The organism is Lactococcus sp. SK2-659, from assembly GCF_020218185.2.
GTDB classification, from domain to species: Bacteria; Bacillota; Bacilli; order Lactobacillales; family Streptococcaceae; genus Lactococcus; species Lactococcus lactis.
Map to the genome: position 1 here is coordinate 561,151 of NZ_JAIWQZ020000002.1, position 18,338 is coordinate 579,488.

Here is an 18,338-nt window from a genome sequence, read left to right on the forward strand (position 1 = left end):
TCATTTGGAAATTACTGACGAAACTTGGGAAATCATTAAAAATAATGATAAAAAATTTGATAATAAATTATGGTATGGCGTAGCAACGACAAAAATATTTTGTCGACCTTCCTGCGTCTCTAGACTACCAAAAAGAGAGAATGTAAGTATTTTTCAAGCAGCCGATCAAGCCTTAGAAGAAGGTTATCGTCCTTGCAAAAGATGTCGACCAATGGATAAAATTGTACCAAATCAGGTTTGGGTAGAAGAGATTGATTTACTTTTAAAAAATCATTATGATGAGGATTTGAGTCTTGAGGAGCTTGGACAAAGACTTCATGGTTCTTCGTCTTATCTTCGCCATATTTATAAAAAAATAAAAGGGCTAACTCCACAGCAAGAACTAACAAGAATAAGACTTGAGCAAGCAAGAATACGATTGCTTAAAGGAAATGAAGCAATCTCTGAAATTGCGCGTGCCGTTGGAATGATGAATACTCCTTATTTTATAAAATCTTTTAAAAAGCGCTATGGACTTGCTCCCAATCAATACCGTAAAGCTTATAATATAAATTCCAAAAAATAGGAGAAAAAACTCTTATTTTTTTATCCCTAAAATTGCTTAATTTATCCCAGACTTTTGGTCAGTACTTTTGATAGATTGAGTTAAAATAGCAATATGAAAATAAAAAATATAAAAAAATCCTATGGTAACAATCAAGTGCTAAATGATATCAGTTTTGAATTAAAAGCTGGCGATAAGGTTGCTTTATTAGGTAATAACGGTGCGGGAAAATCAACATTGATGAATATTATTAACGGAAATATCAAGGCTTCTTCAGGAAAAATTGAATATGGCAAAATGAAACCGACTTCCAATAATACTGGTTATATCATGCAAAATATGACCTTACCTCCTGATGCTTTAGTCAGTGAAGTTTTAGCTTTGTTTTCAAATGATGAACAATCTAAAGAATATGGCTTAAAACTGGTCAAAGAATTTAAAATGGAATCCTATTTAAGGCAAAGATTTTCAAATTTATCTGGTGGTCAAAAACAAAAACTCTTTTTAGTATCTGCACTACAAAATAGTCCTGAATATTTCTTTTTGGATGAAATTACAACGGGTCTTGACAGTGAGAGCAGAGGAGAGCTTTTTAAATTTTTATCTTCAAATTTGAAAGTGAAAAATTCAACTTTACTTTTGGTAACCCATTATTTAGAAGAAGCCTTGCAATTATGCGACCGATTTATCATTCTTAAAGATGGAAAAATTATTGCAGATTTACAAAAATCAGATTTAATTCAAGAAGAATTTTCTTTTGTTGAATTTTTAGTAGAAGTTCCAGAATTTGAAGCCTATAAACTAAAAGAAAAACAGTACAAATTACCAAAGGAATTGGCTGAACAAGCCATCATTAAATTCAATAAAGAACTTGTTTTATATCAAAAGACTTACCGTATCAACTTGGAGGAACTATTATCATGAAATTTCTAAAATATTTTACATTTGAACTACGTTTACGCTATCGGAATCCTTCACAAATTTTCTTTGTATTTATCTTTCCCTTATTTTTAATGTTTGCTTTTTCATCAAGTTTTGGAAAAAGCATACCACATTATATTGAAAATAATATTGCATCAATATTATTATACAGTGTTCTATCAGCTAGTTTGACTTCACTGTCAGTACAAATTGCTGACTATCAGTCTGGAAAAATTTATCAATTATTTGTCCAAAGAGGAATAAAAAAATTATTTTATATTATTGCACAAATTGTTAGTTTTATGATTATTATCTTTTGCTCAACGCTTGTTATTCTAGTAGTTGCTCATTATGCTTATGATTATGAGTTTCCTAAGTTGAGTTTATTAATTCTTTTTTATCTAAAACTTTATTTATATTCAATTCCATTTTGTTTATTAGCAATGATTATTGGACTTCTTGCTAAAAACACGGCAACAGCAAGTGCGATTACTATGCCTCTGATGTTTCTTTCCTTCTTCTTTTCAGGAATGATGATTCCGTTAGCACAACTTTCAGGAGGAATTCGTAAGATTGCTGACAATTTTTTCCTCACTCAGTTACTTTCTGATTTAAACCATACATTAACTTACAACTATACAGTCGTTCCAAATTGGTCTAGAATATCTTTAAGTGTCGGATTGATTTGTCTCTTAGCCCTATTAGTTTATCGAAGAAAGGCCTAAATACTTTAGCTTTTGTCAGTTAAATAATTGTTTAAGGGAGTATTTATTTATATAATGAAAAAGTGAAATTAAAAAAACAAATTGACCCTAATATAGAAGAAGCGGAAATTGTCATTGTTGCTCGAAGGCAAGAAGAATTTTCGGCTATTGTAAAAGAATATCATTTAGAAGATTTGTCTTCTATAGATAACGAAAAACTCTATTTGGCAACAAATAAAGGTTTTGAGATTGTTAATATCAGAGAAATTTTATATTTAAAATCAGAAAAAAATTATCTAGATTTCCATATGACGGATGGAGTGATAAGAGTAAGATCTCCTCTCTATTTTTATGAGAAAAAATTAGCTTTGAATTTTATTAAAATATCAAGAAATACTCTGGTTAATTTTGAACAAATAAGGCGCTTGGAAACAGACTTTGTTTACGGAGTATTGCTTTATCTCGGAGATGAAAAGTTGCCTGTCAGTCGTAGATACTTGGCAAATATCAACAAGAAGTTAGAAGAAGGAGCTAAAAAATGAAATATGTAATTTCGGGACTCAAAGGTGCCTTCATTGCTATAGTATGTGGAGTCTTGCTTACTTTGTATTTTGGTGGAGAAATTGATTTTGAATCAATGACTCTAATTCTTGTTTATGGTTTTGTTCAGGGGGCCATGTCTAAATTGATAGATGAATATGTCACAATTGCCTTGCTTGAATTTGTTAGTCAAGCTTTAGCAAGTTATTTGCTGGCTTGGGGTTACTTATTAGTTAATACTTGGCTTTTTGATAGCTCGTGGCAACATCATATTTGGAGTTTTACTATTACTTGGTTGCTCATTTTTATTTTGGTATATCTTTATTCAATCGTCAGAAATCGGAAAATTGTCAAAAGATTTAATAGACAGAAATAGCGAATGCCAAAAGTTTTTTATGGTAATTTAATCATCATTCTTATATTTTAGTCAAACTTTTCGGTATTTTTTGTGTTAAAATAAGATTGATTTTTAAATATTAAGGATAAAAAATGATATATTTTGATAATTCTGCTACGACAGCAGTTAATCCAATGGTTTTACGAACTTATACAGATGTTGCAACAAAAATTATGGGAAATCCGTCAAGTCTACATGGTTTGGGGACAACAGCGACGAGATTATTAGAGGCTTCTAGACGACAAATTGCTGAACTGTTGGGAGTCGATTCACAAGAAATATTTTTTACAAGTGGAGGGACTGAAGGAGATAATTGGATTTTAAAGGGGGTTGCTTTTGAAAAGCGTCCTTATGGTAATCACATCATTGTTTCTAATGTAGAGCATCCAGCTGTAAAAAATACAGCAGAATGGTTAAAAACGCAAGGTTTTGAAGTTGATTTTGTACCTGTTGATGGTGATGGTTTTGTTATTGTTTCTGAGCTTGAAAAATTGATTAGAGATGAAACGATTTTAGTTTCAATCATGGCAGTCAATAATGAGGTCGGAACCATTCAACCGATTGGTGAAATTTCTGACCTACTTGCTGATAAGCCAACAATTTCTTTTCATGTAGATGCAGTGCAGGCCATTGGTAAAATTCCATTAGAGGCTTGGTTGACAGAACGGGTAGATTTTGCGGTTTTATCTGCTCATAAATTTCATGGGCCACGTGGTGTGGGAATTGTTGTTGCAAAAAAAGGGAAAAGATTGACTCCGCTTTTACATGGGGGAGGTCAAGAGCATAATTGGCGTTCGACTACAGAAAATTTAGCTGGAATTGCTGCGACTTCTAAAGCTCTTCGTTTAGCTTTAGATGATGATGACTTTAAACGGCAAAAAGTACAAGCAATGAAGCAGGTGATTTTAGAAGAGTTAGAAAAGCACCGAAAAGTACATGTTTTTAGTAAAGTGGAGAATTTTGCTCCTAACATTTTGACCTTTGGGATTCGTGGGGTTCGAGGTGAGGTCGTTGTTCACGCTTTTGAACAACATGAAATCTATATTTCAACAACCTCAGCTTGTTCTTCAAAGAAAAATGCGGCGGCTGGAACTTTAGTTGCGATGAATGTCCCTTCAAAATTAGCAACAAGTGCGGTCAGAATTTCTCTTGATTCAACAAATAATATGGCTGAAGTTGAACAATTTTTGACTGTTTTTCGACAAATTTATCAAGAATTAGAAAAAGTAAGTGGTTAAATATTTTAGAAAAGTGATTTGAAGATAATTTCAAATCACTTTTCTTATCCAAATCTTAAATTGTTCTTATTAAGTTATCATTAAACTTGAAGTGGTATAACTAGATATGGAAAAAAGAACAAGAGATTATAAAAAAAATGGCTCTAAAAAAATGAGTAAACAAGGGAAAGTACTTATTCTAGCTTTATTAGCATTTCTAATTTTCTTTGTTGGCTTTAAAATATATCATAGTAAAGATGTTCAGGCTTCAACGATTAAATTGGTTAATAAATCAAATGAGACTTATGCTTACTCTGGGTCAAAAAAATTAACTGGTCTTCAAAAAATTAATGGGAATAATTATTATTTTGATTCAACAACAGGTGTGATGAAGACAGGTTTGATGACTTTGGATGGTGGAACGGTTTATTTCAGTCCACAAACGGGGAAAATGGTTTATGGATTACAAAAAATTAATGGTTATTATTACTATTTCACAAAAAAGACGGGTAAAGATGATGTGGTTAAAGCTTATGAAGCGGTGGCCAGCCAATTGAAATCTGATAATTCAGTGATTGAAAAAACAATTTCATCAGGAATGAAACTGGTTGGGAAAAGTCCATATGTTTATGGTGGAGGGCGCACCGATGATTCGGTAGCTGCCAATGAATTTGATTGTTCGAGTTTTATTGCTCAAATGTTCCGGTTAGGCGGTCAATCTTTGGTTTATCAATTTGCGGCTTCAACCTCTTTGCTAGCTCAAACTGGCGAGGCTGAAGATTGGTCAGATAAGGCGCGTGGTGATTTATTAATTACGGCTGACGATGCAAGTGAGGATGAGCAACATGCGGCTATCTATCTTGGCGGAGGATTTATTCTACATGACTCAACAAGTACTGATGGAGTGAGCATTAGTCGTTTAAATCAGGTCATCAATAAGAAAGTTTTAGGAACAATGACTTGGGGACAACTTTTTGAGCCAGGACATGTTCGTCGTGAAGTTTAAAATTTACTGACAGAATAAAAAATTTACTGACAAAAATCTGTCAGTAAATTTTTTATTATTTAGTGATTTCAGCATGACGTAAATCAAAAATCATGGCTGAGTTATAAGTTGAAATTCCTTTAAGTTTTGGATTTAATAATAAAGAAACAGATTCAGTGGCTAAGGGATTGACATTAGCGGCCTCATACAGTGCATTCTCAGCATCTTTATAATGAGCATAACGTTTATCAGCTGACAGAACGTCAGGAGCTGTAGTCGCAGCTTGATAGGCTTTATCAAAGTTAGGGTTTTTGACTAATCCATGATTCATTGTACTTCCTGATACAAAATTCATCAAGAAATCAGAGGGTTCATTGTAATCTGCACCCCAACTTGTCAGCAGAATTTGGAAATTATTATTTTGAGCATCTTTTTGACGTTGAGCTGAAGAAACGAGTTTCTCATTAATGGTTAAACCTGGTAAATCTTTTTCGAGATTGCCTTTAAGATAGTCAACCGCTGCCTTGGCAAAGGAATTGTCATTTGCTCCTTCAAGTTCAAGAGTAATTGATGTTTTTCCTAATTCCTTTAGACCTTCTTTGAAAAGTTCAGCGGCTTTTGTGGCATCATATTTATAAGGTTGGGCAGCGTAAGTTGCGAAATCTTCTCCATTTGGTGCTTGATCTAATTTTTTAGGAGTCACTGTATTCGTAATTGAAAAACTTGGCGCCGCAATTTCTAACAAGTTTTTTCTATTTGTCGCTAAGTTTAAAGCTTGACGAATTTTTAAGTTTGAAAGTTCGGGAACTTTACCAGATTGATTGTATTCTAAAACATCAATTCTTGGTGAAGTTAGTGCTTTGTAATCTTTATTTTTCTTATTTGCAGAAACTAATTCTGGAGTGGCCAAATTAGCGACATCAAGTTTTCCAGATTTGAAAAGATTAACAGCGGTGTTAGGATTATTTACAATTTGATAAGTTGCTCCAGAAAGTTTTACATTTTTGGCGTCATAGAATTGATCATTTTTTACAATTGAAAAAGTTTCATTTGAACCAGTCCAATTATTTTTTCCTTTGACAAATTTGAAAGCACCATTATAAAGACTAGTGTCTGAACTTGTTCCATATTTATTTCCCATTTTTTTAACGAAAGCTTCATTTACAGGATAATAAGCTGGGAGTGTCAGCAATTTATTGAAGTAAGGAGTAGGTGTTGCTAAAGTGATGACTAATTTCGTATCAGATTCAGCTTTAATTCCAAGAGTATCAACTGGTTTTTTGCCAGTCATTATTTCGCTGGCATTAGCAACAGGTGTTAAGGCATATGCGTATTGTGAACCAGTTTTTGGGTCAACGGTTCTTTGCCAACCATAAACAAAATCAGCAGCTCTCAATTTAGCACCGTTTGACCACTTTAAACCGTCACGCAAAGTTACATTATAAGTTTTGCCATCTTTTGAAATGTCAATTGATTTTGCCAAATCGTTGACAACTTGTGCTTTGGGATTCCAACGGACAAGTCCAGCATCAACATTGAGAAGAACATCAATGGAATTGACGTCAGCAGCCATGCTAGTGTCAAGGGTTAAAATGTTGCTTGCAAAGCTGTATTTGGCTTCTTGAGCAGAATCTTCAGATTTACTGACAGAATTTCCACAGGCTGTCAGTAAAAGGGCAGCAGAAAGTGAAATTGCAGAGAAAGCAAAAATTTTTGATTTATTCATGAAATTGTTTTTTCCTTATTAAAATTTTCCAAGAGCAAAGCGCTCCCAAAATAACTTTACCCTAAAATAGTGAAATATAAAAATATGTTGTTTGGATTTTAGATAAAAAATACTGACAGGAAAATCAGAAAATTTTGTCAACCTTTTTAGCTGATTTATCTTCTCCAAATTTCTGTCAGTAACTTTTTTACTTTCTGTCAGTAAAAATTATTTATTTTTCAGACTCAAAATCATAAAGAGCCGTTGATAAGTAGCGTTCTCCATTATCAGGAGCAATCGCTAACACTTTTTTACCCTTACCTAATTTTTTAGCTACTTCAAGGGCAGCATAAATGGCTGCGCCCGAAGAAATTCCAACTAAAAATCCTTCTTTTCCTCCAAGATGACGAGCCGTTAAAATGGCATCATCTCCTTTGACCCGAATGATTTCATCATAAGATTTAGTGTCAAGATTCCCAGGAATAAAACCAGCAGAAATACCTTGGATTTTATGTGGGCCAGCAGCCTCACCCGAGAGAATAGCAGATTCATCAGCTTCGACAACATAAGTTTTGATAGTTGGATTTGCTTTTTTGAGGGCATGCGAAACTCCTGTTATCGTTCCACCAGTCCCTGCACCTGCCACAAAGGCATCAAGTCCAGTTGGCCCAAAAGCATCAATAATCTCAGCTCCTGTTGTTTTTTCATGAATTTCAGGATTTGCGGGATTTTCAAATTGCATGGCAAGAAAATAACCTTCTGTTTCTGAGAGTTCTTTTGCCTTAGCAATTGCTGCTTTCATTCCACCGCTAGCGGGTGTTAAAACTAATTGAGCCCCGTAAGCTTGAATCAATTTGCGACGTTCAAGTGAGAATGACTCTGGCATGACAATGACAACTTTGTAACCCAAAGCAGAGCCAACGAAGGCGAGTCCAATTCCTGTATTTCCAGAAGTCGGTTCAACGATTGTTCCACCAGGTTTTAAACGTCCGTCGGCCTCAGCCGCCCGAATCATTGCAAGGGCAATCCGGTCTTTCACAGAACCACCAGGATTGAAAGCTTCAAGTTTGACATAAACATCAGCACTCTCTACTGGAACATGTTGAAGTTTAACAATTGGAGTTTGTCCGATTAATTCAGTAATGTTATCATAAATTTTAGTCATTTTTTCGCTCCTTTTACTTTATTATAGCTCAAATAAAAAGATTTGCCTCCTAATATTATAATCATGGCTCTAAAAAAAATTTATGATGTGAAATTTAAAAAATAATAAAGAAAAGACTTTACAAATCGCCAGAAAATTTTTATACTAGTAAGTAACAATAAAAATACAATTGGCATATTTTAGTCAAAAAATTATCTAATATTAAAGAGGAGACTCGATGAAACAGAAACATAAATTAGCGCTTGGTGCGTCAATTGTTGCTTTGGCAAGTCTTGGTGGGATTAAAGCACAAGCTGCATCTGTTCAAGAAATTATTAACGCTGCGGTACCAGTGGCAAATGACTACGGACTTTATCCATCAGTAATGATTGCCCAAGGGATTTTAGAATCAAGTGGTGGACAAAGTGCCTTAGCAAGCAATTATAATAATATTTTTGGAGTTAAATACACTTCTGGTACACCTGTTTATCTACCAACACAAGAGTATTTGAATGGAACAATGACAAATGTTGTTGAACCCTTCCAAGCTTATAGCTCAGTTTATGACGCATGTGTTGCCCAAGCTAAAATGTTACGTGCTTCATCATATTATTCTGGGGCTTGGCGTGAAAATACAAGTTCTTACCTAGATGCGACAGCTTGGCTTGAAGGACGTTATGCCACAGATCCAACTTATGCTTCTAAATTGAATAGCGTGATTTCTGAACTTGGTTTAAGTGTTTATGACCAAGGAGGAGAAATATCAGGAGGAACTGCTGTTACAACTAGTTCATCAGCCTCAACAAATTCAGCTGGCACATACAAAGTACAAGAGGGTGATTCATTATCAGCAATCGCTGCCCAATATGGTACAACTGTTGATGCACTTGTGTCAGCAAATAGTTTAGAAAATGCGAACGATATCCATGTAGGAGAAGTTTTGCAAGTTGCTGGTGCTAGCGCAACTACAACAAGTACCAATACAACTTCCAATGTATCGTCAAGTTCTACTTATACCGTCAAATCGGGAGATAGTTTATATTCGATTGCGGAACAATATGGAATGACTGTTTCATCACTGATGTCAGCCAATGGAATTTATGATGTTAATTCAATGCTTCAAGTAGGACAAGTATTGCAAGTAACTGTAAGTACTAGTGCAACAACTTCAAACACAACGACTTCAAACAGTTATACAATTCAAAATGGGGACAGCATTTATTCAATTGCCACAGCAAATGGTATGACAGCTGACCAATTAGCAGCCCTCAATGGATTTGGAATTAATGACATGATTCATCCAGGACAAACAATTAGAATCTAAATAAAAAAAGTTACTGACAAAAGAATCAGTAACTTTTTTTTATTGGAAAAAAGGATTATTTTGTTTTTCAGTACCAATACTTGTTTTGGGACCATGACCAGGAAAAACTTGAGTATTTTCATCAAGTGTGAAGAGCTGCGCACGAATTGATTTTAAAAGTTGCGCTTGATTTCCAGTAGGTAAATCCCAGCGTCCTATTGCATTCTTGAAAAGTGCATCTCCACTAAATACAAAAGACTCATTTTCTAATGTAAAAAGCAGACTTACTCCACCAATAGAATGTCCCGGCGTTTCGAGCACTTGAAACTTGAAAGCATCAATATCGTAAAATTGATTAATTTCATAAAAATAATCAGCTTCAGGGCCAGTCACAGCAGTTCCTAGGAAAAAGAGTGATGCATTTAATTTAGGATTTTTCATCCATTCTTTTTCATCTGAATGAAGGTAGATAGGAACATCAGGAAAATGTTTCCTTAGTTCATTCAGTCCCATAATGTGGTCGAAATGAGCGTGTGTCAGTAAAATAGCGGAGATTGTTTTGTCAGTAGTTTTAAGATGTTCAAGAAGTACTGATGAATCACTTCCAGGATCAATAATGAGATGTGAAGTAGAATTGCTCAGGAGATATGTATTCTCCTGAGCAATTTTATTAACAATTTTTTCAATTTTCATTTAGTTACCATTAGCGGAGGATTGACTTATTGTTTGACCAGAACTATTTGTTTTGACAAGAGCAGTTCCTTCTTGACTAACACCCTCAGGCATTGTCCATGTCGCAACAGATGAAGGATCAGGAGTAAGTTGGGTCATCATAGCTGAGAAGACTTTAGTAGCAATCCGAGTACTTGTACCATAAATTGGAGTCATTCGATTTGAATAACCGGTCCAAACAGCCATTGAATACTGAGGAGTATAACCAACAAAGTTTTCATCAGGAGAAACCATTGAGCCAGCAAAACCTGGAACAGAACCATATTTTTCATTAATTTGAGTCATTTCACTATCTGTATAGTTGGATGTACCAGTTTTCCCAGCAGCCGCTAAGCCAGGAACAGCTGCATAAGAACCTACAGATTGAGAAAGTGGTAAAGTTAAAACACTTTGGAGAATATTGGTCATGATGTAGGCTGTTGAAGCTTGCATTGCTCGTGAGCGGACTGGTTTGTATTCAACTGTACGACCATCGGGAAAGACAACTTTGGAAACATAGTAAGGTTTAGTGTAAATCCCACCATTTGAGAAGGCGGCATAAGCAGCAGCCATTTGTTCGGAACTTGCTCCACCGTTTTTCGTGCTAGTATTACTAGAAATAGCATTAGAATATTGCATAGGATCCAAATTAATCCCTAAACCGTTAACAAATTTACTAGAATTATCTAGTCCAACATTGATTAAAGTTTTTACAGCAGGGATGTTACGTGAAAGTGCTAAAGCACTTTTGACAGTCATTGAACCAAAATAAGTATTATCCCAGTTTTTTAAAGGCGTTCCATTTGGATAAGTAGTTGGGGAATCGGAAACATAATTATTAGTTGAAGTATAAATATTATTTTCAAAAGCTGGACCGTAGTCAACAATTGGCTTCATGGTAGAACCCCAATCTCGGTCTGTTTGCACGGCTTGGTTAAAACCAAAAGTAACATTGCTTGGTTGATTACGACCACCAATTTGTGCAATTACAGCACCAGTTTTGACATCAGTAACAGTTGAAGCAACTTGCATTGTATCATCTGGATAAGTGATATAGTTACCAGTGTTAACAATATTATATAGATTTTGTTGAGCTGTTGTATCAAGAGTAGTATAAATTTTAGCTCCCTCAGTCAAAATATCGTCTCCAGCCAAAGTTTTAGCTTGAGCAATTGCCTGTTTGAGGAAATTATCAGCATAACTTGGAATAGTTACACTTTGTTTTAAAGGTTGAAGTCCATCATCGATTGGGGTAGCCAGTGCTTTCTTTTCTTCTTCCGCTGTAATTTTATCATAGCGACGCATTGCACGGATAACCATATCACGACGCCATTTAGCAGAAGTAGGGTTAGTATATGGATTATAAGTATTAGGAGCTTGAGGCATTCCAGCAAGTAGGGCAAGTTGAGCGATTGAAAGCTCAGTTAAATCTTTGCCATAATAGGCTTGGGAAGCAGTTCCCATTCCATAATAACCATTTGCCATATTAACCTTATTAACATAAGCTGTAAAAATTTGCTCCTTAGTCCATTTTTGGTCTAATTTTAAGGCCATCCAAGCTTCTTGAATTTTAACACTCAAAGTTTGGTCTGATTCATCGGTTGAGAAGAATGAAAGCTTAATGAGCTGCATATCAAGTGTAGAACCACCGTTTAAAGAACCACCTTTTAAATTATTAACAAAAGCCCCAGCAATCCGAATGGGGTCAATTCCACGAGTATTGAAGAAACGATGGTCTTCAATAGAAGTAACCGCATTAACCAACATTACTGGAATATTATCAGTTTTAACCAGATTTCTTTGTTCAGCTCCTAAAGTTGCCACTACTTTTTCGCTAGAGTCATAAACTTTAGTAGAAGGTTTAGATTCAAGTTTGTCCAAAGTGAGTGCAGGTGCATCCTTAGCATAATAAACGAAAACGGCGCCCCCAGCGGCTAAGGCTAGGATAATTAAAGAAAAGAAAGCAATTAAAAATAATTTTACTGCCGTCCACATTTTAGATTTGGCGGAACCGCGTTTTGTACGTTTTTTTTGTTTATTTTTCTTAGATTTAGTAGAAATTTTACTGTACCTCACAAAGTTTATTCACAATTTCTAAATAAGGAATTCTAGGAATGTGATTCGTTTCAATTTTATAGCCATTTTCGCGAATATGAGAAAGCGGAATTGACTTTAAACCGCCTTTTTCGTAATAAAAAGTAATCAAACACGAAGATGGAAGAAGATATGTTTCATTTAGCCTTGCAAAGTGCAAGAGGACAAAAGCAATTCCCCCTTGAGCGAGAACATTACTCATGTGAACAATTTGATGCTCATGGAAATTTTTTAGAGGGAAAACAGTTTTTTGCTGTGTTTCTTTTGCTTCAAAGTCGATGTAGTGACCTTTATAGACTCCAGAGTAGTCAGTAGTAGATGCTTGCCTGAAGTAAGCTTCTGTAATTTTTGCACGACTCCTTTGTGGATAATCTACTTTAACGATTTGAATTGGTGTTGGCTTTTTGTGAATAACTGCAAGTCCACGAGAAAGATAATACTCATTTGTTGCATTAATTTCAGCTTCAAAATTCATTCCCCGCTTCCCGAAGGCAACCATCCCTTTGGTTTTTGAGGTGCTTTTTTTAGTTACTGACAGCTCTGTCAGTGATTTTTTTTTCTTAGGAACAGTGCTGTAAGCTCGCGACCTTCCATTAGGATAATTAACCATTCTGTCTTCTACCTTTATAAAATTCTCAGTTAGTTATATAATGTCTATTATAACATAAATTTTACAAGGGGAAAATATTTATGAATTCACTACTAATCATGGGTTATACAAGTTTTGACCTAGGTATTTTCAATGAAAAAGACATAAAAGTATCAATAATAAAAAAAACAATAAGAAGAAAATTAATTAACTTTTTGGAGGAAGGCCTTCGTTGGATTATTTTTACAGGTAATTTGGGTTTTGAATACTGGGCATTAGAAGTAGCAAAGGAACTTCAGACAGATTATGACTTTCAAATTGGGACAATTTTTTCTTTTGAAACACATGGCCAAAATTGGAACGAAAGTAATCAAGTTAAGTTGGCAGCTTTCAAGCAAGTAGATTTTGTGAAATATGCTTTTGAAACTTATGAAAGCCCAAGCCAATTCCGTCAGTACAATGATTTTATACTGGAAAATACCGAAGGAGCTTTTGTTTTTTACGATGAAGAAAATGAGACAAAATTAAAATATATGGTTGAAAAAATGAAACAAAACACTAATTATGAAGTTTATTTGCTTGATTTTGAAGATTTACAAGAAACTTTTGAAGAAATGAATGAGTGATTTCGTAATTTTTAGAAGAAAATAATTACTAAAAATCATAACGTTACTTTTTTTGCGATATTAATTTTGATATAATACTTAGCAGATGTAAATTAGTTTTTATCCAATGAGGAGAAAAATAAACTTACTGATAATTTTAAAAGGATGGGAAATAGGACTGTGATTGATTTATATTTGTCGCCATCATGTACCAGTTGCCGTAAAGCGCGCGCTTGGTTGCAAAGCCATAAGGTTCCCTTTGTAGAGCACAACATTTTGACACAACCGATGACAACAAACGATTTGCGTCATATCTTGACGAAAACGGAAAATGGAACAGAAGATATTATTTCGACACGGTCAAAAGTTTTTCAAAAATTGGCTGTGGATGTTGATAATTTGACTATTAATGAATTATTAGACTTGGTAACAGAATTTCCAAATCTATTAAGACGTCCAATTATTACTGACTCAAAACACCTACAAATTGGCTTTAACGAGGATGAAATACGTGCATTTTTGCCACGTGAATATCGTCGAGCAGAAATGTTAAGTACAATAGATTAAGATTTAGGCAGCAAAATTTACTGACAACAATTCTGTCAGTAAATTTTTGCTGAATTTTATAGATTTTTTAGCCTGAACGGGCAGGAGAAACATGAAAGAAAATTATAATTATCCTCTTGATTTAAGTTGGAGTACTACTGAAATGACAGAAGTGCTCTCTTTTTTCAATCAAGTTGAAAAATTTTATGAAAGCAAAGTTGAAAAAGAAGTTTTTTTAGAATCCTATAATGCTTTCAAAAAGATTGTTCCCTCAAAAATGCAAGAAAAACAGCTTGGACGTGATTTTGAACTAAGCAGTGGTTACTCACTTTATCATGCAGTCAAGGAGGTAAAAGCTAGTGGAAAACGATTTGTCAGTGCTGACAAGGCTTGATTTAGCTAAAGATTGGGTAAGAGATGCTGGAAATTTCTTAAAAGAAAATATAGCTGCTCCGTTAGAAATTACTGAAAAGACTCGCTATGATGACTTAGTGACAAATTTTGACAAAGAAGTCCAAGAACAAATAGTAGCCAATATTCTCCATCATTTCCCGGAAGATAAAATTTTAGCCGAAGAAGACGAAGAAAAAATAAAGTTCGATTCAGAAATTCCGCATCTCTGGGTCTTAGACCCAATTGATGGAACAACAAATTTTATTGTTCAAAAAGATAATTTTGCCGTGATGCTTGCTTATTATGAGTATGGTATTGGTAAATTTGGTCTGATACTAGATGTTATGAAGGATAAACTTTATTGGTGTGATAGCCACAAAGCCTTTTGCAATCAAAAAGAATTGGAACTCAAAGAAAGACCTTTGGCTCAAAGTTTGCTTGGAGTGAATAGTTATATGTATAGATCCAATAGTGGAGGCTTGTTAGATTTAAGCCATCATACTTTAGGGGTTCGTATCATTGGTAGTGCAGGTATCAGCTATGGTCAGCTTCTGGAAGGAAAAATAATTGGGTATTTCAGTAGTCTTCAACCTTGGGATTATGCAGCCGGAAGTATTATTGCTGAAAGAATTGGCTATGTTACATTGACCATATCGGGTGAAAGTCCCCATTTTAACTGTAGAGAGCGAGTATTCACTGCTCCCTCATACTTAATTTCTGAAATACAAAAATACATCAAAAAATAAACAGAGTGAAATATTTCAGAAAAATGGAAGGTACTTTTGTGTTATAATCTAAAAATATAAAATAAAATTTAGAGGAAAAATAGGATTTAAATGATGGATAAAATAATTGTAAAAGGTGGGCAAACAAAACTTCAAGGTGAAGTTGAAATTGAAGGAGCAAAGAACGCCGTTCTTCCTCTTCTTGCAGCAACATTACTCGCTAGTGAGGGTGAAGTTGTCCTTACTAATGTCCCTATTTTAAGCGACGTTTTTATGATGAATAATTTGGTAAATCATCTTGGAACTGCGATTAGCTTTGACCAAGAAGCAAAGAAAATTATTGCTAAATCAAATTCAGAAATAAAAATAACTGCACCATATGAGTATGTCAGCAAAATGCGTGCCTCAATCGTTGTTATGGGACCAATCTTAGCCCGCAACGGACAAGCACGTGTATCAATGCCAGGTGGATGTTCTATTGGATCTCGACCAATTGATTTACATTTACGCGGTTTTGAACAAATGGGAGCAACAATCACTCAAAATGCTGGTTATATTGAAGCTAAGGCTGATAAATTAAAAGGAGCTCATATTTATCTTGATTTTCCATCAGTAGGAGCTACTCAAAATCTTATTCTTGCTGCGACACTAGCTGACGGGACAACAACAATTGAAAATGCAGCACGTGAACCAGAAATTGTTGACTTAGCAAACCTCCTAAATAAAATGGGAGCAAATGTTAAGGGTGCCGGAACAGATACAATTATTATTAAAGGTGTTGAAAAAATGCATGGGGCAAACCATTCAGTTGTTCAAGACCGAATTGAAGCAGGAACTTTCATGGTTGCGGCCGCAATGACACAAGGTGATGTTTTAATCAAAGATGCGATTGCTGAACATAACCGTCCATTGATTTCAAAACTTAGCGAAATGGGTGTTAATTTTACCCAAGAAGAATCTGGTCTTCGAGTTGTTGGGCCTGAAAAACTAAAAGCAACAAGCGTTAAGACTTTACCACACCCAGGATTTCCTACAGATATGCAATCACAAATGACAGCTGCTCAGGCCGTTGCCATGGGAGAATCAGTGATGGTAGAGACAGTATTTGAAAATCGTTTCCAACATTTGGAAGAAATGCGTCGTATGGGATTGGAAGTTGACATTACTAGAAATACAGCTCTTATTCAAGGAAATTCAAATTTACAAGGTGCTGCGGTAAAATCAACAGATTTACGTGCAAGTGCCGCATTGATTCTTTTGGGATTGGTTGCCAAAGGGCAAACAACTGTTAGAAGATTAAGTCATTTAGACCGAGGCTACTATAAATTCCATGAAAAATTAAAAGCTCTGGGAGCTGATATTATTCGTGTAGAAGACGAAGACGGAGAAGGCTAATGTTTAAGAAAACCATAAAATTTTTAGGACTAAGACTCTCTATTATTATTTTTGTTATAGTTCTACTAGTTCTTGCCGCCGTTTTAGGACTTATGGTTGGTTATGGTTTTCTAGGTGGAGGAAATCCTTCCGACGTTTTCAACCATAATTTATGGAAAGAAGTTATGGATAAACTTAGTCCTGCAAAATAATAAAAGACTTGATTCGGAAGAATCAGGCCTTTTATTTTGCTAAGAAATTACATTTTATAAGTCAAAAAAGCTAGTCTTTCTTGAAATATAGCGGATTTTATGCTATTCTTGAAAGGTATGAATTTCTGAGCTCAGGCTCAAAATAAGGAGAAAAAAATGACTGTAAGTTTTGAAAAAACTAGTGATACTAAAGGTACACTCTCATTTTCAATTGACCAAGAAACAATTAAAACTGGGCTTGACAAAGCCTTTAATAAAGTAAAAGCTAACATTAGCGTTCCTGGTTTCCGTAAAGGTAAAATCAGCCGTCAAATGTTTAATAAAATGTACGGTGAAGAAGCACTTTTTGAAGAAGCTTTAAACGCTGTTCTTCCAACTGCTTATGATGCAGCTGTAAAAGAAGCTGGTATCGAACCAGTTGCACAACCAAAAATTGATGTTGCAAAAATGGAAAAAGGTTCTGACTGGGAATTGACTGCAGAAGTTGTTGTAAAACCAACAGTTTCACTTGGTGACTACAAAGACCTTACAGTTGAAGTAGAAGCAACAAAAGAAGTTTCTGACGAAGAAGTTGAAACACGCTTGACTAACTCTCAAAACAATTTAGCTGAACTTGTAGTAAAAGAAACTGCTGCTGAAAATGGTGATACTGTTGTTATTGACTTCGTTGGTTCAGTTGATGGTGTTGAATTTGAAGGTGGAAAAGGTTCTAACCACAGCCTTGAACTTGGTTCAGGTCAATTCATTCCAGGATTTGAAGAACAACTTGTTGGAACTAAAGCTGGTGAAACTGTAGAAGTTAAAGTTACATTCCCAGAGAACTATCAAGCTGAAGACCTTGCTGGTAAAGAAGCACTCTTTGTTACAACTGTTAATGAAGTAAAAGCAAAAGAATTACCAGAACTTGATGATGAACTTGCTAAAGATATTGACGAAGAAGTTGAAACTTTGGATGAGCTTAAAGCTAAATTCCGTAAAGAACTTGAAGAATCAAAAGCAGAAGCTTATGATGATGCTGTAGAAACTGCTGCAATCGAAGCTGCTGTTGCCAATGCTGAAATCAAAGAAATTCCAGAAGAAATGATTCACGAAGAAGTTCATCGCGCTATGAACGAATTTCTTGGTGGAATGCAACAACAAGGAATCTCTCCAGAAATGTACTTCCAAATTACTGGAACTTCTGAAGATGATCTTCATAAACAATATGAAGCAGACGCTGACAAACGTGTGCGTACAAACTTGGTAATCGAAGCAATTGCTGCTGCTGAAAACTTTACAACTTCAGATGAAGAAGTTAAAGCAGAAATTGAAGATCTTGCTGGTCAATACAACATGCCTGTTGAACAAGTTGAAAAACTTCTTCCAGTTGATATGCTTAAACATGATATTGCAATGAAAAAAGCAGTAGAAGTTATTGCAACAACAGCAAAAGTAAAATAATTTCATATAATAATGATAAAAAAATAAGTGTCAGTAACTACTGGTACTTATTTTTTTATCATTAATTCAAATTTTGAGTGAGATTTAGTTCATGGATTTATCATAATATGTGAAAAATCGATCCAATTATGAGTATAAGTTATAAAAAATGTACATCAAAGAACATGACAACCGTGGGGTTTTCCGGAT

Annotated in this window: 20 protein-coding genes; 15 read left to right on the forward strand and 5 right to left on the reverse strand. The window is 34.8% G+C overall.

Features of this window, described 5'->3' with window-relative positions; translation table 11 throughout:
• Positions 1-4 precede the first annotated feature (4 nt).
• From LDP15_RS09900 to LDP15_RS09930, 7 genes are all read left to right on the forward strand, one after another.
• Positions 5-565: a bifunctional transcriptional activator/DNA repair enzyme AdaA gene (locus tag LDP15_RS09900; RefSeq protein WP_015425888.1), complete on the forward strand. Its 561-nt coding sequence runs from the start codon at positions 5-7 to the stop codon at positions 563-565.
• Between the two features lie 93 nt (positions 566-658).
• On the forward strand, positions 659-1,468 hold the full coding sequence (locus tag LDP15_RS09905; RefSeq protein ID WP_015425889.1) for an ABC transporter ATP-binding protein: 810 nt from the start codon (positions 659-661) through the stop codon (positions 1,466-1,468).
• A complete protein-coding gene (locus LDP15_RS09910) occupies positions 1,465-2,190 on the forward strand; it encodes an ABC transporter permease (RefSeq protein WP_225513538.1) in 726 nt (241 codons plus the stop codon). Before LDP15_RS09905 ends, LDP15_RS09910 begins: the two co-directional genes overlap by 4 nt.
• Positions 2,191-2,252: 62 nt before the next feature.
• Entirely contained in the window at positions 2,253-2,711 is a 459-nt protein-coding gene (locus LDP15_RS09915) for a LytTR family DNA-binding domain-containing protein (protein WP_003131756.1), read from the forward strand.
• A complete protein-coding gene (locus LDP15_RS09920; protein WP_012897270.1) occupies positions 2,708-3,085 on the forward strand; it encodes a hypothetical protein in 378 nt (125 codons plus the stop codon). Before LDP15_RS09915 ends, LDP15_RS09920 begins: the two co-directional genes overlap by 4 nt.
• A gap of 113 nt (positions 3,086-3,198) precedes the next feature.
• The gene (locus LDP15_RS09925; protein WP_015425892.1) at positions 3,199-4,344 is read left to right on the forward strand and encodes a cysteine desulfurase family protein; all 1,146 of its coding nucleotides are present in this window, start codon (positions 3,199-3,201) and stop codon (positions 4,342-4,344) included.
• A gap of 106 nt (positions 4,345-4,450) precedes the next feature.
• Complete coding sequence (locus tag LDP15_RS09930) at positions 4,451-5,329, forward strand: C40 family peptidase (protein ID WP_012897271.1); 879 nt, start codon at positions 4,451-4,453, stop codon at positions 5,327-5,329.
• Positions 5,330-5,384: 55 nt separating this feature from the next.
• Here the strand turns inward: LDP15_RS09930 and LDP15_RS09935 are convergent, their stop codons facing one another.
• Entirely contained in the window at positions 5,385-7,034 is a 1,650-nt protein-coding gene (locus tag LDP15_RS09935) for a peptide ABC transporter substrate-binding protein (protein ID WP_015425893.1), read from the reverse strand.
• Positions 7,035-7,245: 211 nt separating this feature from the next.
• Entirely contained in the window at positions 7,246-8,178 is a 933-nt protein-coding gene (gene cysK / locus LDP15_RS09940) for a cysteine synthase A (protein WP_015425894.1), read from the reverse strand.
• A gap of 217 nt (positions 8,179-8,395) precedes the next feature.
• Between cysK and LDP15_RS09945 the strand changes: the two genes are divergently transcribed.
• Positions 8,396-9,481: a LysM peptidoglycan-binding domain-containing protein gene (locus LDP15_RS09945; protein WP_136122396.1), complete on the forward strand. Its 1,086-nt coding sequence runs from the start codon at positions 8,396-8,398 to the stop codon at positions 9,479-9,481.
• Positions 9,482-9,520: 39 nt separating this feature from the next.
• Here LDP15_RS09945 and LDP15_RS09950 read toward each other — a convergent pair whose 3' ends face one another.
• From LDP15_RS09950 to recU, 3 genes are all read right to left on the reverse strand, one after another.
• A complete protein-coding gene (locus tag LDP15_RS09950; protein WP_015425896.1) occupies positions 9,521-10,153 on the reverse strand; it encodes an MBL fold metallo-hydrolase in 633 nt (210 codons plus the stop codon).
• Positions 10,154-12,166 (reverse strand): transglycosylase domain-containing protein, encoded by a 2,013-nt coding sequence (locus LDP15_RS09955; protein ID WP_042230694.1) that lies wholly within the window; start codon positions 12,164-12,166, stop codon positions 10,154-10,156.
• Between the two features lie 67 nt (positions 12,167-12,233).
• Positions 12,234-12,875 carry a Holliday junction resolvase RecU gene (gene recU / locus LDP15_RS09960; RefSeq protein WP_003131746.1) on the reverse strand — a complete coding sequence of 214 codons (642 nt, stop codon included), beginning with the start codon at positions 12,873-12,875 and terminating at the stop codon, positions 12,234-12,236.
• 80 nt (positions 12,876-12,955) lie between these two features.
• Here recU and LDP15_RS09965 point away from each other — a divergent pair, with 80 nt between their 5' ends.
• From LDP15_RS09965 to tig, 7 genes are all read left to right on the forward strand, one after another.
• Positions 12,956-13,480, forward strand: coding sequence for a DUF1273 domain-containing protein (locus tag LDP15_RS09965; RefSeq protein WP_010905434.1), 525 nt, complete (start codon positions 12,956-12,958; stop codon positions 13,478-13,480).
• A gap of 159 nt (positions 13,481-13,639) precedes the next feature.
• Entirely contained in the window at positions 13,640-14,026 is a 387-nt protein-coding gene (gene spx, locus LDP15_RS09970; protein WP_010905435.1) for a transcriptional regulator Spx, read from the forward strand.
• Positions 14,027-14,117: 91 nt separating this feature from the next.
• Positions 14,118-14,399, forward strand: a complete 282-nt coding sequence (locus LDP15_RS09975) for a UPF0223 family protein (protein ID WP_003131743.1) — start codon at positions 14,118-14,120, stop codon at positions 14,397-14,399.
• On the forward strand, positions 14,365-15,144 hold the full coding sequence (locus LDP15_RS09980; RefSeq protein ID WP_168694138.1) for an inositol monophosphatase family protein: 780 nt from the start codon (positions 14,365-14,367) through the stop codon (positions 15,142-15,144). Before LDP15_RS09975 ends, LDP15_RS09980 begins: the two co-directional genes overlap by 35 nt.
• Positions 15,145-15,237: 93 nt before the next feature.
• Positions 15,238-16,518, forward strand: a complete 1,281-nt coding sequence (murA, locus tag LDP15_RS09985) for a UDP-N-acetylglucosamine 1-carboxyvinyltransferase (RefSeq protein WP_225513537.1) — start codon at positions 15,238-15,240, stop codon at positions 16,516-16,518.
• The gene (locus LDP15_RS09990; protein ID WP_015425900.1) at positions 16,518-16,709 is read left to right on the forward strand and encodes a DNA-directed RNA polymerase subunit beta; all 192 of its coding nucleotides are present in this window, start codon (positions 16,518-16,520) and stop codon (positions 16,707-16,709) included. Before murA ends, LDP15_RS09990 begins: the two co-directional genes overlap by 1 nt.
• 156 nt (positions 16,710-16,865) lie before the next feature.
• Entirely contained in the window at positions 16,866-18,149 is a 1,284-nt protein-coding gene (gene tig / locus LDP15_RS09995) for a trigger factor (protein ID WP_015425901.1), read from the forward strand.
• Positions 18,150-18,338 lie beyond the last annotated feature (189 nt).

What these genes read in the sequence shown, in the direction of transcription:
- LDP15_RS09905 (WP_015425889.1), top strand. Translation starts at nt 659, where the DNA reads ATGAAAATAAAAAATATAAAAAAATCCTATGGTAACAATCAAGTGCTA.
- LDP15_RS09910 (WP_225513538.1), top strand. Translation starts at nt 1,465, where the DNA reads ATGAAATTTCTAAAATATTTTACATTTGAACTACGTTTACGCTATCGG.
- LDP15_RS09920 (WP_012897270.1), top strand. Translation starts at nt 2,708, where the DNA reads ATGAAATATGTAATTTCGGGACTCAAAGGTGCCTTCATTGCTATAGTA.
- LDP15_RS09925 (WP_015425892.1), top strand. Translation starts at nt 3,199, where the DNA reads ATGATATATTTTGATAATTCTGCTACGACAGCAGTTAATCCAATGGTT.
- LDP15_RS09930 (WP_012897271.1), top strand. Translation starts at nt 4,451, where the DNA reads ATGGAAAAAAGAACAAGAGATTATAAAAAAAATGGCTCTAAAAAAATG.
- LDP15_RS09935 (WP_015425893.1), bottom strand. Translation starts at nt 7,034, where the DNA reads ATGAATAAATCAAAAATTTTTGCTTTCTCTGCAATTTCACTTTCTGCT.
- cysK (WP_015425894.1), bottom strand. Translation starts at nt 8,178, where the DNA reads ATGACTAAAATTTATGATAACATTACTGAATTAATCGGACAAACTCCA.
- LDP15_RS09945 (WP_136122396.1), top strand. Translation starts at nt 8,396, where the DNA reads ATGAAACAGAAACATAAATTAGCGCTTGGTGCGTCAATTGTTGCTTTG.
- LDP15_RS09950 (WP_015425896.1), bottom strand. Translation starts at nt 10,153, where the DNA reads ATGAAAATTGAAAAAATTGTTAATAAAATTGCTCAGGAGAATACATAT.
- LDP15_RS09955 (WP_042230694.1), bottom strand. Translation starts at nt 12,166, where the DNA reads ATGTGGACGGCAGTAAAATTATTTTTAATTGCTTTCTTTTCTTTAATT.
- recU (WP_003131746.1), bottom strand. Translation starts at nt 12,875, where the DNA reads ATGGTTAATTATCCTAATGGAAGGTCGCGAGCTTACAGCACTGTTCCT.
- LDP15_RS09965 (WP_010905434.1), top strand. Translation starts at nt 12,956, where the DNA reads ATGAATTCACTACTAATCATGGGTTATACAAGTTTTGACCTAGGTATT.
- LDP15_RS09975 (WP_003131743.1), top strand. Translation starts at nt 14,118, where the DNA reads ATGAAAGAAAATTATAATTATCCTCTTGATTTAAGTTGGAGTACTACT.
- murA (WP_225513537.1), top strand. Translation starts at nt 15,238, where the DNA reads ATGGATAAAATAATTGTAAAAGGTGGGCAAACAAAACTTCAAGGTGAA.
- LDP15_RS09990 (WP_015425900.1), top strand. Translation starts at nt 16,518, where the DNA reads ATGTTTAAGAAAACCATAAAATTTTTAGGACTAAGACTCTCTATTATT.
- tig (WP_015425901.1), top strand. Translation starts at nt 16,866, where the DNA reads ATGACTGTAAGTTTTGAAAAAACTAGTGATACTAAAGGTACACTCTCA.